This is a genomic window from Thalassospira indica (genome assembly GCF_003403095.1).
GTDB lineage: Bacteria > Pseudomonadota > Alphaproteobacteria > Rhodospirillales > Thalassospiraceae > Thalassospira > Thalassospira indica.
On record NZ_CP031555.1, the window covers coordinates 4,151,265 to 4,168,903 of the forward strand.

At 55.8% G+C, this 17,639-nt stretch carries 14 protein-coding genes; 5 read left to right on the forward strand and 9 right to left on the reverse strand.

Translation table 11 applies throughout. The features are described 5' to 3' along the window. Nucleotides 1–16: 16 nt before the first annotated feature. The 4 genes from DY252_RS19420 to DY252_RS19435 are packed head-to-tail and all read left to right on the forward strand — an operon-like array spanning nt 17 to nt 6,791. On the forward strand, nt 17–1,057 hold the full coding sequence (locus tag DY252_RS19420) for an AAA family ATPase (RefSeq protein WP_063089141.1): 1,041 nt from the start codon (nt 17–19) through the stop codon (nt 1,055–1,057). Continuing rightward, entirely contained in the window at nt 1,058–2,011 is a 954-nt protein-coding gene (locus DY252_RS19425) for a DUF58 domain-containing protein (RefSeq protein ID WP_064788802.1), read from the forward strand. Then, nucleotides 2,008–4,719 carry a DUF4159 domain-containing protein gene (locus DY252_RS19430; protein ID WP_064788801.1) on the forward strand — a complete coding sequence of 904 codons (2,712 nt, stop codon included), beginning with the start codon at nt 2,008–2,010 and terminating at the stop codon, nt 4,717–4,719. Before DY252_RS19425 ends, DY252_RS19430 begins: the two co-directional genes overlap by 4 nt. Then, the gene (locus DY252_RS19435; RefSeq protein ID WP_064788800.1) at nt 4,716–6,791 is read left to right on the forward strand and encodes a hypothetical protein; all 2,076 of its coding nucleotides are present in this window, start codon (nt 4,716–4,718) and stop codon (nt 6,789–6,791) included. The genes DY252_RS19430 and DY252_RS19435 overlap by 4 nt, the downstream gene beginning before the upstream one ends. Here the strand turns inward: DY252_RS19435 and DY252_RS19440 are convergent, their stop codons facing one another. Next, nucleotides 6,792–7,757 carry a LysR family transcriptional regulator gene (locus DY252_RS19440; RefSeq protein WP_064788799.1) on the reverse strand — a complete coding sequence of 322 codons (966 nt, stop codon included), beginning with the start codon at nt 7,755–7,757 and terminating at the stop codon, nt 6,792–6,794. Nucleotides 7,758–7,907: 150 nt separating this feature from the next. Between DY252_RS19440 and DY252_RS19445 the strand changes: the two genes are divergently transcribed. Beyond that, on the forward strand, nt 7,908–8,855 hold the full coding sequence (locus DY252_RS19445; RefSeq protein WP_064788798.1) for a glutathione S-transferase family protein: 948 nt from the start codon (nt 7,908–7,910) through the stop codon (nt 8,853–8,855). Nucleotides 8,856–8,944: 89 nt separating this feature from the next. Here the strand turns inward: DY252_RS19445 and DY252_RS19450 are convergent, their stop codons facing one another. From DY252_RS19450 to DY252_RS19485, 8 genes are all read right to left on the reverse strand, one after another. After that, complete coding sequence (locus tag DY252_RS19450) at nt 8,945–9,448, reverse strand: F0F1 ATP synthase subunit B family protein (RefSeq protein WP_064781144.1); 504 nt, start codon at nt 9,446–9,448, stop codon at nt 8,945–8,947. A 4-nt stretch (nt 9,449–9,452) separates the two neighbouring features. Next, nucleotides 9,453–9,938 carry a F0F1 ATP synthase subunit B family protein gene (locus DY252_RS19455; RefSeq protein WP_008889877.1) on the reverse strand — a complete coding sequence of 162 codons (486 nt, stop codon included), beginning with the start codon at nt 9,936–9,938 and terminating at the stop codon, nt 9,453–9,455. Between the two features lie 74 nt (nt 9,939–10,012). Then, nucleotides 10,013–10,237 carry an ATP synthase subunit C family protein gene (locus DY252_RS19460; RefSeq protein ID WP_007089066.1) on the reverse strand — a complete coding sequence of 75 codons (225 nt, stop codon included), beginning with the start codon at nt 10,235–10,237 and terminating at the stop codon, nt 10,013–10,015. Nucleotides 10,238–10,297: 60 nt separating this feature from the next. After that, a complete protein-coding gene (locus DY252_RS19465) occupies nt 10,298–11,020 on the reverse strand; it encodes a F0F1 ATP synthase subunit A (protein ID WP_008889876.1) in 723 nt (240 codons plus the stop codon). Between the two features lie 21 nt (nt 11,021–11,041). Continuing rightward, nucleotides 11,042–11,407, reverse strand: coding sequence for an AtpZ/AtpI family protein (locus DY252_RS22610; RefSeq protein WP_064788797.1), 366 nt, complete (start codon nt 11,405–11,407; stop codon nt 11,042–11,044). A 449-nt stretch (nt 11,408–11,856) separates the two neighbouring features. Then, nucleotides 11,857–13,188 carry a class I SAM-dependent methyltransferase gene (locus tag DY252_RS19475; protein ID WP_064788796.1) on the reverse strand — a complete coding sequence of 444 codons (1,332 nt, stop codon included), beginning with the start codon at nt 13,186–13,188 and terminating at the stop codon, nt 11,857–11,859. Between the two features lie 88 nt (nt 13,189–13,276). Next, nucleotides 13,277–16,810 carry a chromosome segregation protein SMC gene (gene smc / locus DY252_RS19480; protein ID WP_064788795.1) on the reverse strand — a complete coding sequence of 1,178 codons (3,534 nt, stop codon included), beginning with the start codon at nt 16,808–16,810 and terminating at the stop codon, nt 13,277–13,279. 73 nt (nt 16,811–16,883) lie between these two features. Then, nucleotides 16,884–17,480 (reverse strand): DsbA family protein, encoded by a 597-nt coding sequence (locus tag DY252_RS19485; protein ID WP_064788794.1) that lies wholly within the window; start codon nt 17,478–17,480, stop codon nt 16,884–16,886. Between the last annotated feature and the right edge of the window lie 159 nt (nt 17,481–17,639).

Here is a 17,639-nt window from a genome sequence, read left to right on the forward strand (position 1 = left end):
AGCACAGTCAACCGCCATGACAAACGCGCCACAATTCCCCGAAGAAATGGGTTTCTCCCAGGAAAGCAGTCTTGAACGCGATGCAGCCCGTCTAGACGAGTGTGTCGCACGGTTGGCCGAAGCCCGCAAAATGATTTCCAGTATTATATTTGGGCAGAATGATGCCGTAGAGCAAACACTTATCGGCATTTTATCCGGTGGACATGTGCTGATGGTCGGTGCGCCGGGCCTTGGCAAGTCGCTTCTGGCGCACACGCTGGGCAAGGTTCTTGGCCTGCTTGACAAGCGTGTTCAGTTCACACCCGATCTTATGCCTGCCGATATTCTGGGTTCCGAAGTTCTTGAAGAAGGGGCGGACGGCAAACGCGCGTTTCGCTTTATCAAGGGACCGGTATTCTGCCAGTTGCTTTTGGCTGATGAAATCAACCGTGCCAGCCCGCGCACCCAGTCCGCCCTGTTGCAGGCGATGCAGGAACGCGAGGTTTCGGTTGCCGGTTACAGCCACAAACTGCCCGAACCGTTCCATGTTCTGGCGACCCAGAACCCGTTGGAGCAGGAAGGCACCTATCCCCTACCCGAAGCACAGCTTGACCGTTTCCTGCTTGAAGTCCGGCTCGGATATCCCGATGCCGATGAAGAACGCAAGATCGTAACCGAGACCACCGGCCGGTATCCGGCCCGCCCACGACAGGTTCTTCAAACCGATGATCTGGTTGAGGCACAGGACTTTGTCCGCCGCCTGCCAATGCCGGACCGCGTTCTTGATACCATCATTGCCCTGTGTCGCGAATGCCGCCCGGAAAGCACATCGCTTGCCGATATTCGTGAAAACGTCGCCTGGGGCCCCGGTACACGTGCGGCACAGGCCTTGTCACTGGCTTGTCGGGCACGCGCGATGCTGTTTGGGCGCTTTGCCCCATCGATCGAGGATATCGAAGAACTTGCTGTTCCTGTTTTGCGTCATCGTTTTGGCCTGACCTACGGCGCACGCGCCGAAGGCTTTACCGCCAAGGGGCTGATTACCGATGCGCTTGCCCACCTGCAGGAGAAAAACTAATTGGTCACCGCCCCCGTGCAGGATCATGTTGCCGCCGCCCGCGCCCTTGCGGCGAAACTGCCACAGCTGATTGATGAGTCACGCCGAACGGCCGTCAGTCTGCGCAGCGGCCTGCATGGCAATCGCAAGGTCGGACCGGGCAGTGATTTCTGGCAATTCCGCCCCTATGTCCCCGGAGATCCAACCAACCAGATTGACTGGCGGCGGTCTGCGCGCAGCGAACATACCTTCATCCGCCAGACAGAATGGCAGGCCAGCCATAATTACTGGATCTGGCCGGTACTTTCGCCGTCGACCTATTGGGCATCAAGTGACAAGCTGCCGTCAAAGGCCGAACGCACCCTGATCATTTCCGTCGCGTTGGCCGACCTTTTGATCCGCAACGGCGAAACCGTTGGCACCTTTGATGGCGAACGTACGCGCATCACATCGGCAGAGCATCTTGAAAAACTGGGTCACGCGATGCTGGCAAGTCCGCAAAGCATCGCAGGCCAGGCGACAAACATTCACCCCGGCCGCAAACATTCGGTGCTGATCCTTGGCGACTTCCTTGAATTTTCGGATCAAAGCGAGCAATCGGCACGCACGGTACGGCGTTTGGGCCAGTATCAAAATGACGGTGCGCTGGTGCAAATTCTTGATCCTGCGGAAATCGCCCCACCGTTTCAGGGGCGGGTTGATCTGTTTGATACCGATGATCAGATGATCTTTCGCAGCGAAAAGTTCGAAGACCTCACGGAGGGCTATAAACTTCGTGCACAGAAATGGCGGGCACTGGTCCGCGATGCCGCGCGCCAGAATGACTGGCTTTATGACCGCCATGTCACATCCGAAAGTGCCAGCCCGACATTGCTGGCCCTGTATCAGCATCTGAGCGAACGGCAAAATCAAAGCGGATCGAACGGGCGCGGTCGTCCTAACCTGCATCGCCATAACACGCAGGAGATGTCATGAGCCTGTCGGCCATCACATTCCTGTATCCTGCGATGCTGGCCGGGTTGCTGGCATTGCCGATTGTCTGGCTTTTGATCAGATCGGCACCACGGTCACCCAAGACCGTTATCTTCCCGGCTGCGCGCATTTTGCGCGGCCTTAAAAGCAAACGCCGCGATATTCAGCGTTCGCCGATCTGGCAAACCATTCTGCGCTGTTTGATCCTGACGCTTCTGATCATTGCCGCTGCCCGCCCGGTGATGAACCGCAATGATTTTGCCGCCAACGATGGCGCGATTTTGATTATTGCCGATAATGGCTGGGACAGTGCAGCAAACTGGCGGCAATACCGCACGGCATTGCAACAGATCGCCAATCAGGCCCGGTTCGAGTTGCAAACGGTCTATATTGCCCAAACCGCGCCCGAGGCCGCAGGTGCGACCACATGGAAACTTCCAGACATTGTCGGGCCGGTATCGCCCAACGATACCAAAAACCTGTTTGATCGCTTGCAGCCACGTCCTTGGCCATCGGATTATGCCGCCCTTTCGGATTTGATTTCCGAACGCCCGGAAATGAACCGGGCTGTCGGCAGCATCTTGTGGCTAACCAGCGAGATGGACAGCCCCGGCAAGGCCAAAATCGCATCCGAACTGCTTGATATCGCGCCAATCACAACGATTTCACCAACCATCACCGACCGTATCGCGATCCGGTCGCTTAGCCGGTCAGGTACCCGCATGTTGGCAACATTGGCCCATAATCGCGATGACCAACCGCGCGAGATTAATCTTCTGGCCCGCGGCGAACGCGGCAATGTGATCCTGCGTCACACGGTGGAAATCACGCCGGACAGCGATCTAAGCGATGTCGCCATTCTGTTGCCGCGCGACATTTCCAATGCCATTCAATCCGTTGGCATTGAGGGGATGGAAAGTGCCGCATCGGTATTTCAGACCGGTGCGCGCTGGCAACAACGCCGGGTTGGCGTCGTGGTCAGTTCCGGCGATGGTCCAGGGGTTTTGTCTGATCAGTATTTCTTCCTTGATCGGGCGCTTTCGCCCTATGCCGATGTGACCTATGCGCCGCTTGGAACGTTGCTTGAAGACAAGGTCGATGTTCTGGTCTCCGCTGGTCCGATTTCAGGTCTGGGCAGCCAGTTTGACGCGCTGGAACGCTGGGTCAATGAAGGCGGCATGCTGGTGCGGTTTGCGGGCGACAGTTCATCGCAGATCGGCAACGAATTCCTGCCCGTCACACTCAGACTGGGCAACCGGGACTTTGGTGGGTCAATGTCTTGGGAAAAGCCCAAAAGGTTGCTCGACTTTCCGGATAACAGCCCGTTCCAAGGGGTCGAAGTGCCTGACGACATCACGGTCACCCGACAATTGCTGGCCGAACCCGACCCCGACATTGTCAACAAGACTTGGGCACGTCTGACCGATGGGACGCCCCTGATCACCAGCACACCGCGTAATGCCGGGCGTATTGTGCTTTTCCATGTGACGCCTTGGGCAGATTGGTCGAACCTTCCGATGTCGGGCCTGTTTGTCGAGCTGTGGCAGCGGCTTCTTCCCCTTGCCAGTCCGAGCAATCGCAGCGATGCCGAACTGCAAAGCAGCCTGCCTGCCCAGACCATTCTGGACGGCTTTGGCCGACCGCATCAGCCAGATGCCTTGATCCTGCCGGTTCAAACCCCGCTTCCGGCACCCAACCCGCGCCATCCGCCGGGCATTTACGGTGAAAACGGACAGGCGGTCGCGCTTAACCTTGGCCCGTCACTTTCCGATATCGGACGCGATGTGGTCTGGCCATCGGGCATCAGCGCACGCGAAATCACCGATCAAAGCCAGGTTGACCTTGCCGCCCTTTGCCTTCTGGCTGCCTTTATCCTGATCTTGTTTGATGCCGCGATTTTGCTGGTGCTGAACAACGTGTCCCTGCGGCGCAGTCGACGCAGCAATGCCCTGACATCGCTTTTGCTGGCCGCCGTCCTGACGGGTGCGGCCTCCGCCAGCATGATGATGCCCGCAGCATCCATCGCGGCAACACTGCCCGAAGCAGCCCTGCAACCACGTCTGGCGTATCTTGAGACCGGCAATGCCCCGGTAGATCGCCTGAGCCGTGCCGGGATGACCGGCCTGACCGAAATCCTGCGTCGGCGTAGTGCGGCGGATCTGAATACCGTCGATGGCGTTAATCCGGAAACCGACGAGCTTAGTTTCTATCCGCTGATCTATTGGCCGCTGGTTGACGGGCAGGAGCCGTTTTCCGAACGCGCACAGGAACGACTGAACCGTTATCTGAATAATGGTGGCATGATCCTGATCGACAGCCGGGACCGCGAAGTCCAACCGGCGCGCTTGCGGCGTCTTTTGGCCGGGTTGGAAGTCCCGCTTTTGGATCGTGCGCCAAGTGATCACATCCTGTTTCGCAGTTTCTATCTGCTTGATCATGCCTTTGGCCGGTTTTCCGAACCGCTATGGCTTGATGCCCGCCCCAGTCAACGCCTGGATGGGGTCGCATCGGTTCTGTTTGGGGGCAATGACTGGGCATCGGCCTGGATCATTCCCGAAGGCCGCGATGAACTGCGCAGCGAAGACATATCCCCCCGGCAGCGCGAAATGGCCTATCGGTTTGGTGTTAATCTGGTGATGTATGCCCTGACGGGGAGTTACAAGGGCGATCAGGTGCATATTCCGGCCATTCTGGAAAGGTTGGGCCGATGAACCAGGGATGGCAGAACCTTCAGATTTCCCCGCTTCTCGACATCACCATCCTGCAAGGGTTGGCCATTCTGTGTTTGGCCGCGGTCATTGTGTTCACCATCTTCCGGCTGCGTGGTACGGTCTGGCGCGGGGTGGTGATGGTACTGGTTCTTTTGGCCCTTCTGGCACCGCAATTTACCGACCGCGAAAGCGAAAAGCTCAGCGATATTATTCTGGTGCTGGTCGACAGGTCGGCGAGTCAGAATATCAGCAACCGCGCAGAACAAACCGATGCGGCAATTGCCGAGCTGAAAGATCGCTTTGCTGATGATCCGTCTGTCGAACTGCGATTTGAAGATGTTCCGGGCGATACCGATACCCGCATGTTTGCCGTCCTTGACCGGTTGCTGGGCGGGTTGCCACGCGAACGGCTGGGTGGGGTCATGATGATTACCGATGGGCAGGTTCATGACGTGCCAAGCAGCCTTGATCTGAACGCGCCCTTGCATGTTTTGATCAGTGGCGGGCGCGATGAACGTGATCGCCGGTTGGTCATTCGCCAAAGTGCCGATTACGGCATTGTTGGCAAGGATGCCGAATTCATGATCGAGGCGGTCGATCCGCAATTGCCCCCTGGCACGGCGATCCCGGTTCGGATGCTGCTTGAAGACGGTACGGAACGCGAAATTGCCCTGCCCGCCAACGAACAACGCCGGGTCACCATCCCGGTGCCGCATGCCGGATCGGTTCTTGCCGAATTGCGCATGGATACGCTTGAGGAAGAAACCGACAAGTCCAACAACCGTCTGATCCTTGAAACCACCGGCGTGCGTGATCGGTTACGCGTGTTGTTGTTGTCTGGCGAACCCCACCCGGGCGAGCGTGCCTGGCGTAACCTTTTGCGGGCTGATCCGGGGGTGGACCTTGTGCATTTCACGATTTTGCGCCCGCCAGAAAAGGGTGACGACACACCGATCAATGAACTGGCGCTGATCCCGTTTCCGATCCGTGACCTGTTTGAAGTCCGCCTGCGTCAATTTGATCTGATCATTTTTGACCGCTATCAGATGCGCGGCGTCTTGCCGCCGCACTATCTTGAAAAGGTGGTTGATTTCGTCAAATGGGGTGGCGCGGCACTGGTCGTCGCCGGGCCGGAATATGTCGGGCCGGACGGGCTTGCCAGCACGGCATTGGATGATCTGATGCCTGCCACTCCGACCGGCCGGGTTATCGAACAGGCCTTTGTCCCGCGTGTTAATCAGGCTGGCCGCCTGCACCCGGTTACAACCGCCATTGCCGGATCCCCCAACACGCCCCCGAAATGGGGCCAATGGTATCGTCAGATCGAAACGCGTATTTCTGATCCCGATGCCATGACGCTTTTGACCGGTGTCGATGACCTGCCCCTTTTGACCATGCAGCGGGTCGAGGAAGGGCGTGTGGCAATGCTGAGTTCCGATCAGATGTGGCTTTGGCAGCGTGGCCATGATGGCGGTGGCCCTGTGGCAGAATTGCTGCGGCGCTTGTCACACTGGCTGATGAAGGAACCTGCCCTTGATGAAAACACCGTCCTGACCGAACGCAGCCCGGATGGCGAAAGCTTGATCCTCAATTGGCGCAAGATCGGCGCAGCCCCCGAAGCAGCCAGCGTGATCAATCCGGAAACCGGTGAACAGATCAATGCGCCGTTTGAACAACTGCCCGATCAATCCTGGCAGGCGACTGTTCCGATTGAGACCCGCGGTCTGATCCGGGTTCGGGTGCGTGATCAGGATGATCGCAGCCAAACCGCGTTGCATGTCGACCGTGATGTCCTGACCGCCGAAACCCGAAATACCAACTCCACCCCGGATCTTTTGGCTGGGCTGGTGGCAGAAAATGATGGTTATATCGGCCGGATCGAAGATGGGTTGCCCGATTTCCGCCGTGTGCCCGATGACCGTATCTGGCATGGCAGCAACTGGGCCGGGTTCCTTCAGACCAACAGTTTCAAGACCGTGATTGGCGGCATTACAAACTTGCTGCCGATCCCGTTTGTCGCGCTTTTGATCGGGGCGATCTGTTTGTTGGGCTGGCGGGTCGAAAGCAAGTGATTAGGGCCGTGGTCTTTGACGACCGCGCCCTTCATGGTATTCCGCACAGGCTTCCTGATGGAAGTTGCACAATCCGCCTTTGAATTTTTCGACCAGAAAATCGATGAAGACACGCACCTTGCTGGGCAGGTGGCGGCGTTCAGGATAGACCGCATAAATACCACCACTGCTGAGCGGATCGTAATCATGAAGGATGCGGACAAGACGCCCTTCGCTCAGCGCCTCTGCAACGATGAATTCCGGTTCACGGGCAATGCCAAGGCCGCGAATGGCCGCGACGGAGGTGAATTCACCATTGTTGCATGACATCACCGGATTAACCCGGACTGAGACCTGCCCATCAGGTCCGTCAAAGTCCCAGATATTGGGGCTTGGCACGTTGGTGTAGGAAATCGTTCGATGCTCGGCCAGTTCCTGTGGCGTTTTGGGTTCGCCATACTGTTCCAGATACCCCGGTGATGCCACGACATGTCCGGTGAAGTCGGCCAGTTTGCGGGCAATCAGGCTTGAATCCTTAAGCCGGGTGATGCGGATCGCCATATCAATCCCCTCGGCCACCAGATCGACCATATGGTCCGCCAGATGGATATCGACATGCAGCCCGGGATACTTATCCATGAACTCTGTCACCAGTTGCGGCAGATACATCTGCCCAAAGGTCAGGGGGGCTGAAATACGCAATGTGCCGCGCGGCGTTCCACGCAAATCCGTCAGGGCATGTTCGGCTGTTTCAATTTCTTCAACCACACGCGCGCAGTGCTGATAGAAGGTCGACCCGGCATCTGTCAGGCTAAGACGCCGCGTGGTGCGGTTCAGAAGCCGGATGCCAAGATTGTCTTCAAGCTTGGTTACATGTTTGCTGACCGCGGATTTGGACATGCCAAGCTTGCGCGCCGCGCCGGAAAAACTGCGTTCCTCGACGACACGGGCAAAGACGGTCATGCCGTCAAGATTTCCGATCAGCATTATGCGGCTCCTGAGCGGGGTACTGTTGCGCGATTCGAAACAAATTAATGTCACATCAACGGATTGTCTTCAACGCGCAAATAAGCACAATAAAGCTTAACCGCGGCAGAATGCCTGCCAGAACCGATTAACAAAATTTGGGAAACGGACATGGGATTACTTGTCGACGGAGTCTGGCACGACAAATGGTATGACACCAAAAGCAACGGCGGAAAATTCAAACGCCAGGATTCAGCTTTTCGCAACTGGGTGTCTGCCGATCAGAATGCCGAGTTCCCGGCCGAAAAGGGCCGCTACCACCTGTATGTATCCTACGCCTGTCCCTGGGCACATCGCACGCTGATCTTCCGTGCCCTTAAAGGACTGGAAGACATGATCAGTGTATCGGTCGTGCACTGGCACATGGGCGAGAACGGCTGGAAGTTTGATCGCGATGCGGGCCTTCCCGACCATCTCGAAGACCGTGACTTCATGCATCAGGTCTATACCGATGCGATGTCTGATTACACTGGTCGCGTCACCGTGCCGGTGCTTTGGGACAAGAAGACCAACAAGCTGGTCAGCAATGAGTCGGCTGAAATCATCCGCATGCTGAACAGCGCGTTTGACGATCTTGGCGCAACAGAGGTTGATTTCTATCCCGAAGATTTGCGGACCGAAATCGATGAAGTGAACGAGCGGGTTTATCACGATGTGAATAACGGCGTTTACAAGTCCGGCTTTGCCACCACGCAATCCGCCTATGAAGAAGCCGTCACCACGCTTTTTGATGCGCTGGACTGGCTTGAAGAATGCCTTTCAAAGCAACGCTACCTTGTTGGCAACCAGCTTACCGAAGCTGACTGGCGCCTGTTCACGACCTTGTTGCGCTTTGATCCGGTCTATCACGGCCATTTCAAATGCAACCTGCGCAAGCTGAACGAATATCCCAATCTTTGGGCTTATACCCGCGATCTGTATCAGCACCCGGGGATCAAAGAGACGGTCTTTATGAACCATATCAAGGGCCACTATTACGAAAGCCACCCGACGATCAATCCGTCCGGCGTGGTGCCATTGGGCCCGGTCCTGGACCTTGATGAACCGCATGGCCGCTAACATTTGTCCTGATCCTCAGCCGGACTGTCGAACAATAAAAAACCCCGCAGCATCGCTGCGGGGTTTTCAGTTTCCGGAAACCGGAAAAATCAGTTCAGACGACCTTTGAGTTCCGCGATCGCGCTATCAACCAACTCGTCTGCCTTTGCACCAGAAACCTTGTCACTGACAAGGGCCATGGTGGCCTTGGCTGCGATTTCGGCAACATGTGCACGAACTTCGGCAATAGCCTGGCTTTCGAGGTTGGAGATACGGTCCAGAGCTTGCTGTTCACGACGTTTGAGCGCCGCTTTCAGTTCCGCCTGGGCGTTCTCGAGCATACGGTCGGCTTCCACCTTGGCATGCGCACGGATTTCGTCAGCTTCCTTAAGCGCTTCACGCTGTTTGGCCTGATAATTGGCCAGAAGCTCCTGGGCTTCTTCGCGAAGACGCTGTGCTTCGTCCAGTTCGTCAGAAATCTTCTGTGCACGTTTATCAAGTGCAGCAGAGATTCCTTTGACGGCTTTGAAACCGCCAAAACCGACGACCAGCACGAAAGAAAGCGTGGTCCAGGTGTATGGATCGGTAAGGAAAGTAACCTCTTGGGTTGCCATTGTCTTACTCTCCTACGATTGCCGAAACAGCCTTGTCGGCAGTTTTGGCCTGAACCTTGACACCGATAAGTTTGTCGGTTGCTTCACGGGCAATTTCCGATGCTGCTTCTGCAACACCCGTCATTGCATCCGCTTTGGCGTCCGCAATTGCCTTCTCGGCATCAGATGTCTTTTTAGACAGCTTCTTGACCATAGCTTCGGTTTTCTTGGCTTGCTCTGCAGCAGCCTTTTCCGATGCTTCGCGAATGTCGGCCTGAGCGGCTTCACGAGCTTCTGCCAGAGCAGCCTCGTATTTCGCGATGGCGGCATCGGTTTCGTCCTTCAACGCCCGAGCCTTGCCAAGGTTGTCTTCGATGGTTTTTTGACGGCGTTCAAGAACTTCACCAACCTTAGGCAGCGCAATTCTCGACATCAGGAAATACAAGATGGCGAAAATAACGAACAGCCAGAAGATCTGTTCCGAGAACGTCGCAATATCAAACTGCGGCATAGCCTACTCCCGAATTCAACGACGCCGGCGAGGGAGTGCCTCGCCGGGCCGTGTATTCGCGCAAAAGGCGCCGATTAGCCGAACAGAACGATCAGCGCAACGACGAGTGCGAACAGTGCAATAGCTTCGGTAACAGCAAAGCCGATCCAGCCATACAGTTCAACGTCGCCTTTTGCAGCCGGGTTACGGCCAACAGTCGCAATCAGGCTCGACCAGATGTTACCAACACCGATACCGGCACCAATCATGCCAATAGCAGCCAGGCCAGCACCGATCATCTTAGCAGCATCGAGTTCCATAACTTCACCCTTTCGAATTTCTTAAAGGCAATCAGAAGAGATCACACCAAACCACACACATTAGTGCATGTGGATTGCATCATGGAGATAGATGCAGGTGAGAATTGTGTAGACATAAGCCTGAAGCGCAGCAATGCCGAACTCCAGAACAGTAATCCCCGTCAGCAAAGCAAACGGAAGCACGCCAAGAATGCCAATCAGGCCGACGAACCCACCGATAACTTTCAGCATGATGTGGCCGACGGTCATGTTCGCAAACAGTCGGATCGCCAAGCTGAACGGACGAGAGAAATAGGAAATGATTTCGATCGGGATCAGAATGATCGCGGTCGCAATCGGCGCACCTTCAGGGAAGAACATCCGAAGGTAATGCGTGCCATGACGCATGAAGCCGATGACCGTCACACCGAGGAAGATCACCAGAGCCATAGCAAAAGTAACAGCGATGTGGCTCGTAAAGGTAAAGCTGTGCGGGATCATGCCAAGCAGGTTCCCGAACAGAACAAACATAAATAGCGTAAAGACAAACGGGAAATATTTGCGACCAGCGCTTCCTACGTTGTCCTTGAGCATATTGGCGACGAATTCATACATCACCTCGGCAGATCCCTGCCAACGGCCCGGAACAAGTGCGCCGCGACGCATCGAAAGCGTCATGAATCCCGTTACGAGAACGGCTGCGATCACCATCCAAAGTGCGGAGTTGGTGAAGGAAATATCAATGCCGGCAACCGAAAGTTCGGCCAAGGGCTTGATTTCAAACTGCTCTAGCGGTCCAGCCACCGTAATCCTCGCTCAATATTATCAGGGTTCGGATTGGTCCCCGTTCCCCTGCTTGCGCTCCCCCATCGCACGACCAAGTCCGACAGCACTGTCAAAACCCTTGGCAACGCGATAAGCGTTCAAACCTCCGGCACCTGCCCCGAGAAAAACAAACAGAACAAGCAGCCAAGGTGTCGTATCAAGCACCCGATCCAGCGCCCAGCCGATCAGCAAGCCAACAAGAACCGCAGCGATCATTTCCGCCGAAATCCTCATGCCAAGCGCCATCCCTTGGGATGGTTTGCCGGTCGCCCGGTTCGGGCTGTGCAGTTCTTCTCGCTTGCCTGCTACGGCTGCCAGTTTGCTTTCAAGCTCTGCTAATGAAGCGCGATCTTTATCATCGCTCATTGTTGTGAACCCCGCTTTGGCAACCCTGCAAACGTCGCAAGGAAATGCGCGGGCAACATACTTAGCACCCCATGGGCTGTCAAGCTGTAAAACCCCGTCTGCCCCGGCCTCTGAAAACCGAAATAACATCAATTATTTCAGCTGCTTAACCCCACAAATGTGAAGGAAAACACTTTTGACGTTAGGCAATAGTCGCACTCAAAAGAATTGACAGTGATCTGCGCCACTGTCCTGCAACCGGCGGTTTTCCTCGGTTCCTGCGGGTTTTATGCCCTTTGACATCGCAGACGATAAATTCGGCGTTTTTCAAAGTCCCTTGGCAATTTACCAAAATCGGAACCGTTTTTCGTCAAAACCATGAAATATCGACGGATTAAAGACGCTACGCCTTTCCGATTCACGACCGATGCCCGAAACACATTACGGGTGGCCGTACCCGCATAAACCACTCAGACCTTGCGCACGCGAAGAGTGCGTTCACCATCGGTTTTTTGCCAACCGTCCGGCCTGGATGCCAACATCCAGTCGAACTTGTGAAACAGCGCCCAGACTGCGCCAAGCGTATTGATCGCAATCGAATTCATATCAATCGGTTGGGTATCAAGAATTTCATCGCGCAAAATGGCAACAAGCTCTGCGACCGTGTTCTTGCCGTCAAATACCGCCAGCAAGCGTGCCAGATCCGGCCCGCCCGTCAGATCAACCGCATTGCCCGTGCCATCTTCGATCAGAACCGGTTGACCGGAAAGAGCCACCAGATCATCAAAGAAGGTCTCGCTGGGCGATACAAAGAAGTACGGGGCAAGTTCCGCATCTGGCAGCATTTCGGCAGCTTGGCCCTTGTCCTCGCGGGTCAGGTAGAATGCGTGCAACGGCATGGCACCACTGAACCGTTCACAAAATGCCTGCTGATCGCGAAGCGGCTTGGCCGCCAGTTCGCGTAGCAATGCAGGATCACGCACCAGATTGTCTATCTTGTAATGGGCCTTGCCGGTTCCCCCGAACCCGAAGAAGCCTGTGAAGGCCGCGACATGAAGGTCCGCAGAAGACGCGAAATCGTACACACCGTGAACGTCATAGGCGCACTCAACAGGATGAAGCAACAAATCAACGATTTCCGGATCGTTTTCAAGCAACCCTTTGATGAACCCCGCACCACCGCCCATTTTAAGCAGCATGTTGTCTTCGGGCAGGGCCGACAACAATGTCCGCGTCATCGCCAACTGTTGCAGCAGATCTTTGCCATCAAGTAACGGCGCGATCATTTTGCGCCACTCGGTCACGGCAAGGCGACCATGTTCGCCATACACCATGATGCCCATCGCACCATCAGCCTTAAGCACCGAGGTCAGATCACGCAAACCTTCTTCCGGGTCTTCGAGATGATGCAATACACCGGCACAATTGATGTAATCAAACAGATCGGGTTTGGATTTGGTAAATTCCGAGATGGTTTGATTGACGTATTCGATATTTGAAAGACCGCGTGCCTCCGCCCGTGCACGGGCAACCCTAGTACTGGCCGTGGACGGTTCAAGATAGGTCACCGATCCGCCGACACCGCCCAGTTGTTCGGCCAACCAGATCAGGGAATCGCCTGTGCCGCCACCAGCAACAAGTGCGCGGAATTTGGCATCAAATTCCTTTGTGCCGCCAAAGCAGTAATGATTGACCCGTGACAGGGTATCGATTGGCGGCATTAACAGCCGGTCTTTTTCCTGCCCGGGATCGCGCAAGGGATAGGGAAACTGTTCATAAAGCTCGCGCACTTTCTGGGACATTCGACCTTCACCACCATTGAGTTTCAATGATGTTTAACATTGCGCGCCCTATCAGTTTATTAATGGAATGCTTAATAAGCGGCACGGATTAGCTGGTGAAGTCGAGCTCGGTCTGTTCTTTCTTGGAATAGACTTCTGCCTGATGCAGGTCGACCGATACCAGCGAGGACACGCCGCGTTCGGCCATGGTCACACCAAACAGGCGGTTCATGCGGGCCATGGTCATACGGTGGTGGGTGATGACCAGGAAGCGGGTATTGGCATGACGGCCGATCGCTTCCAGCAACTTGCAGAAACGGTCGACGTTGGCGTCATCCAGCGGTGCGTCAACCTCGTCAAGGACGCAGATAGGCGCCGGGTTGGTCAGGAAGACCGCAAACAGCAATGCAACAGCCGTCAGAGCCTGTTCGCCCCCTGACAGAAGTGACAAATGCTGAAGCTTTTTGCCTGGCGGCGATGCCATGATTTCAAGCCCGGCTTCAAGCGGATCATCCGCATCGGTCAGCATCAGATGCGCGCCACCGCCACCAAACAGACGGACAAACAGTTGCTGGAAATGCTTGTCCACCTCATCAAAGGCCGCCTTCAAACGAGCACGGGCTTCGCGGTTGAGCTGATTGATGCCATTGCGCAGTTTTTCAATGGCAGCAATCAAATCATCGCGTTCGGACACCATGGTGTCTTTCTGTTCCTGCATCTCGGCCAGTTCGACCTCGGCACGCAAGTTAACCGCACCAAGATTTTCGCGTTCGCGGGTCTGGCGTTGCAGGCGGGCTTCGATGTCGCCTTCGCTTGGCAAATCCTTGGTCAGATCAATCTGGCCCAGTTCAACCAACTGATCTGGGGTCGCGTTAACACGTTCGCGGATACGTTCGATCAAATCGCGGCGATGCTGTTCGGCTTGCTCAAGCAGCGCTTCACAGCGCACACGACCTTCGCGGGCCTCGGCCAGTTTCTGTTCGGCTTCGCGCAGGTTGATATCCGCTTCGCGCTGGGCATTTTCGGCACGCTGCAATTCATCAGCGGCATCCTTGCGGGTCTGATCGGAAAGCTCAATCCGGTCTGACAGAACCGCGCGGCGTTCTTCGATCTCTTCGGGCTTGAGTTCAAGCTCCTCGATCTCCATGCGTGCTTCTTCCTGGCGTTCGCGCAATTCGGCGACCCGCTCGCCAGCCCCCGAAGCACGTTCGTTCCAGCTGGCAATTTCGTTTTCAACGAATTCAAGGCGCTTGCGGCGGCCTGACATGGTGCTTTGCATGCGTTCAAGCTGGCTGCGGGCTTCCATATGGTCCGCACGCGCATCGGCCAGATTGGCGCGTTTTTCGATCAGCTCGGCCTTGATTTCCATCAGGCCCTCGCTGCTTTCCTCTGGCAGGGCGGCGAGTTCTTCCTGTTCGGCAATCAGTTCATCAAGGTCCTGCTTGGCGCGCTTTTCGGCCTCTTCGGCGTTCTGAAGGCGGCTTTCGATTGCGCTGGCATCACGTTTGATATTGGCGATTTCCTCGCGGGCGGATGATGCGGTGTTTTCGGCATCGCGGACCGCACGGTGTGCTTCCTGCTCGGCAGTGCGGGCCGCTTCAATTTCTTCATCCAGCCGTTCGACATTTTCACTGGCAATCTCGGCCCGCTCGGTTGCGGCCTCGACCACTGCGTCGGCTTCTTCCAGTTCGCCACGCAATTCTTCAAGGCGGTTACGCTGACGCAACCGCACTGCTGCAGGCAATTCAGCACCCGCCAGAATGCGGTAGCCATCCCACCGCCAAAGCGCACCTTCACGTGAAACAAGGCGCTGACCGACCTTGAGGTTTTTGGCAAGGAAGTTACCGGTTGCTTCGTCTTCAACAATGCCGATCTGCCACAGACGGCGGTTCAAAAGGGCAGGTGCCTCGACATATTTGGCAAGCGCACTGACGCCATCGGGCAGTGCGGGGTCATCAGTAGCCGGATCAATGGTTGCCCAATGCATGGCCGCATCGGTTGAATCCGGTGCATCGAGGTCTTCACCAAGGGCCGCGGCCATCGCAAGCTCAAACCCGCCTTTTACCGTGATGTGTTCGATCACCCCGGGATACTTGTCATCGTCACCACCGCGCAAAAGACTTTCAAGCGCTTCGATCTCGGCCGTCAGGCGCGCCTTGCGGCTTTCGACATCGCGCAGCGCATCACGCGCATCACTTTCGGCAGTTTTCAGGCCATCTTCCCGATCACGCATTTCGGCCAAGCGCATCTCTGCCTCTTCAACGGCCATTTTGCGCTGTTCGACAAGTTCCTCGCACTCTTCAAGATGCATGCTTGCTTCTTCAAGGGCCTCGGAAAAGTCAGCTTCAATACGGATATCGTCAAGCTTGGCGACGGCTTCGTCATGGCGTTCGGTCAAACGCGCACGACGGGCATTCAGTTCGCTTAAACGCTGTTGTACCGATTTAAGGCGCGCCTCTTCCTCAGCGACCTTGTTGGTCATTTGATCAACGTCGGCTTCAAGTTCTTCGACGCGAAGGGCCTTTTCGGATGCCATTTCGCGAGCTTCATCAAGGGCGTCATCTTCGCCGCCTTGGGCCTCGCGGAGTTCTTCACGCTCGTTCTTGAGTTTTTCAAGCGCGCCCTGTGCATCACTTGCCAGCTCCGCCTCACGTGTGAGGTCGGCATCAATTTGCTGGATACGCCCACGCAATTGGCTCATTTGCGTTTCGATCTGCGCCTTGTCCTTATCAAGGCCTTCTCGCTCGATCAAAAGACGCTGCAGGGCGGCGGCGGCCTCGGCCTCTTTTTTGCGAAGATCGGGCAGGCTTGCCGCAATATGGGCCTGAACCGTGGTGGCCTCGGTCACCGATGAAGTCAGATCACGTACTGCACTTTCGCCAGCGACCAGCAACTCGCGCGCGTCTGACTGACGTTTCGCGGCTTCGGTCCAGCGGATATGGAACAACAGGGCCTCGGTCTCGCGGACACTTTCAGAAAGTTTGCGATAGCGTTCAGCCTGTCGTGCCTGTTTCTGCAGGGAGGCGATCTGACCGTCAAGCTGAACCAAGACGTCTTCAAGACGTTCCATATTCTGTTCGGCGTTCTTAAGGCGCAGCTCGGCCTCATGACGGCGTGAATGCAGGCCGGTAATGCCCGCTGCCTCTTCAAGGATCAAACGACGCTGGATCGGTTTGGCGCCAATCAGCGCGCCAATCTTGCCCTGAGACACCATCGCATTTGATCGCGCACCTGTCGCGGCATCAGCAAACAGCAATTGCACATCACGGGCGCGCACATCCTTACCATTCACGCGATAGTTTGACCCACCGCCGCGTTCGATGCGGCGTGTGACTTCAAGCATGTCAAAGTCATTGAACATCGCGGGCGCCTTGCGCTCGCTGTTATCAAGGGTGACGGATACTTCGGCGACGTTGCGCGCCGGGCGCGACGATGTGCCGCCAAAAATGACGTCGGACATGTCGGACCCACGCATCTGCTTGGCCGATGTTTCCCCCATCACCCAACGCAGTGCTTCAACAAGATTGGATTTGCCACAGCCGTTCGGGCCGACAACACCGGTCAGCCCGTCTTCAACCAATAAATCTGTTGAATCGACGAAGGATTTGAACCCCGTCAGCTTTAGCGATTTAAACTGGACCAATCATGTCCCCCGGTCCGACCCTGTCCCTTGTTGCCGAACACCGCACATGCAGTGTCCGGCAGAATTGTTTTATTTAGTCGATCAGGTCTTCGACTTTATCGATAAAGAATTCCGCATCACGCGAACCGGCAATCGTGTCGCCATCAAGGATGAAACTCGGCGTCGAATTGACGTTGTGTTCCTGTTCACCCTTCATACGCGATGCAACGATCCCATCAATCAGCTCCTGGTCTGCCATGCAGGCATCGACAGCATCACCGGTCATCCCGGCAAAGCGAACCACTTCCTTGATGCTGGCAATCGGATCGTCGGAACGTGCCCAGGTCATCTGGGATTTGAACAGCATGCCAAGCACACCGAAATAACGATCTTCACCCGCGCACTGTGCGATTGCCGCCGCACGCAGCGCAACACCATCCAGCGGATAGTCGCGGAAAATCAGTTTCAGTTTGCCGGTATCAATCAGCTTTTCCTTGATCTCAGGCAGAACTTCGGTGTGGAAGGCCGCACAATGCGGGCAGGTCAAAGATGCATATTCAATCATCGTGACCGGCGCATTTTCGTCGCCCAGCACATGTTCTTTCCATTCAACTGCCTGTGCCTGTTGGGTGCTTGCGACCCCAACCATCATCAAAAACGCACAAGCAAGAAACTTAACTGCCTTTAGCAAGGAAACCTCCGTTAAAACAAAGTTTTGTGATTACAAGCCTGTTGCTGCGTGCGAGTCAACACACCCCCGAAAACGGCTATGCCACCAACGAGTCGCCAAAGTGGTGCGCAATTGCGGCAACTCCGTGATCGTTCATTTCATGAAACTGATTCGATTATC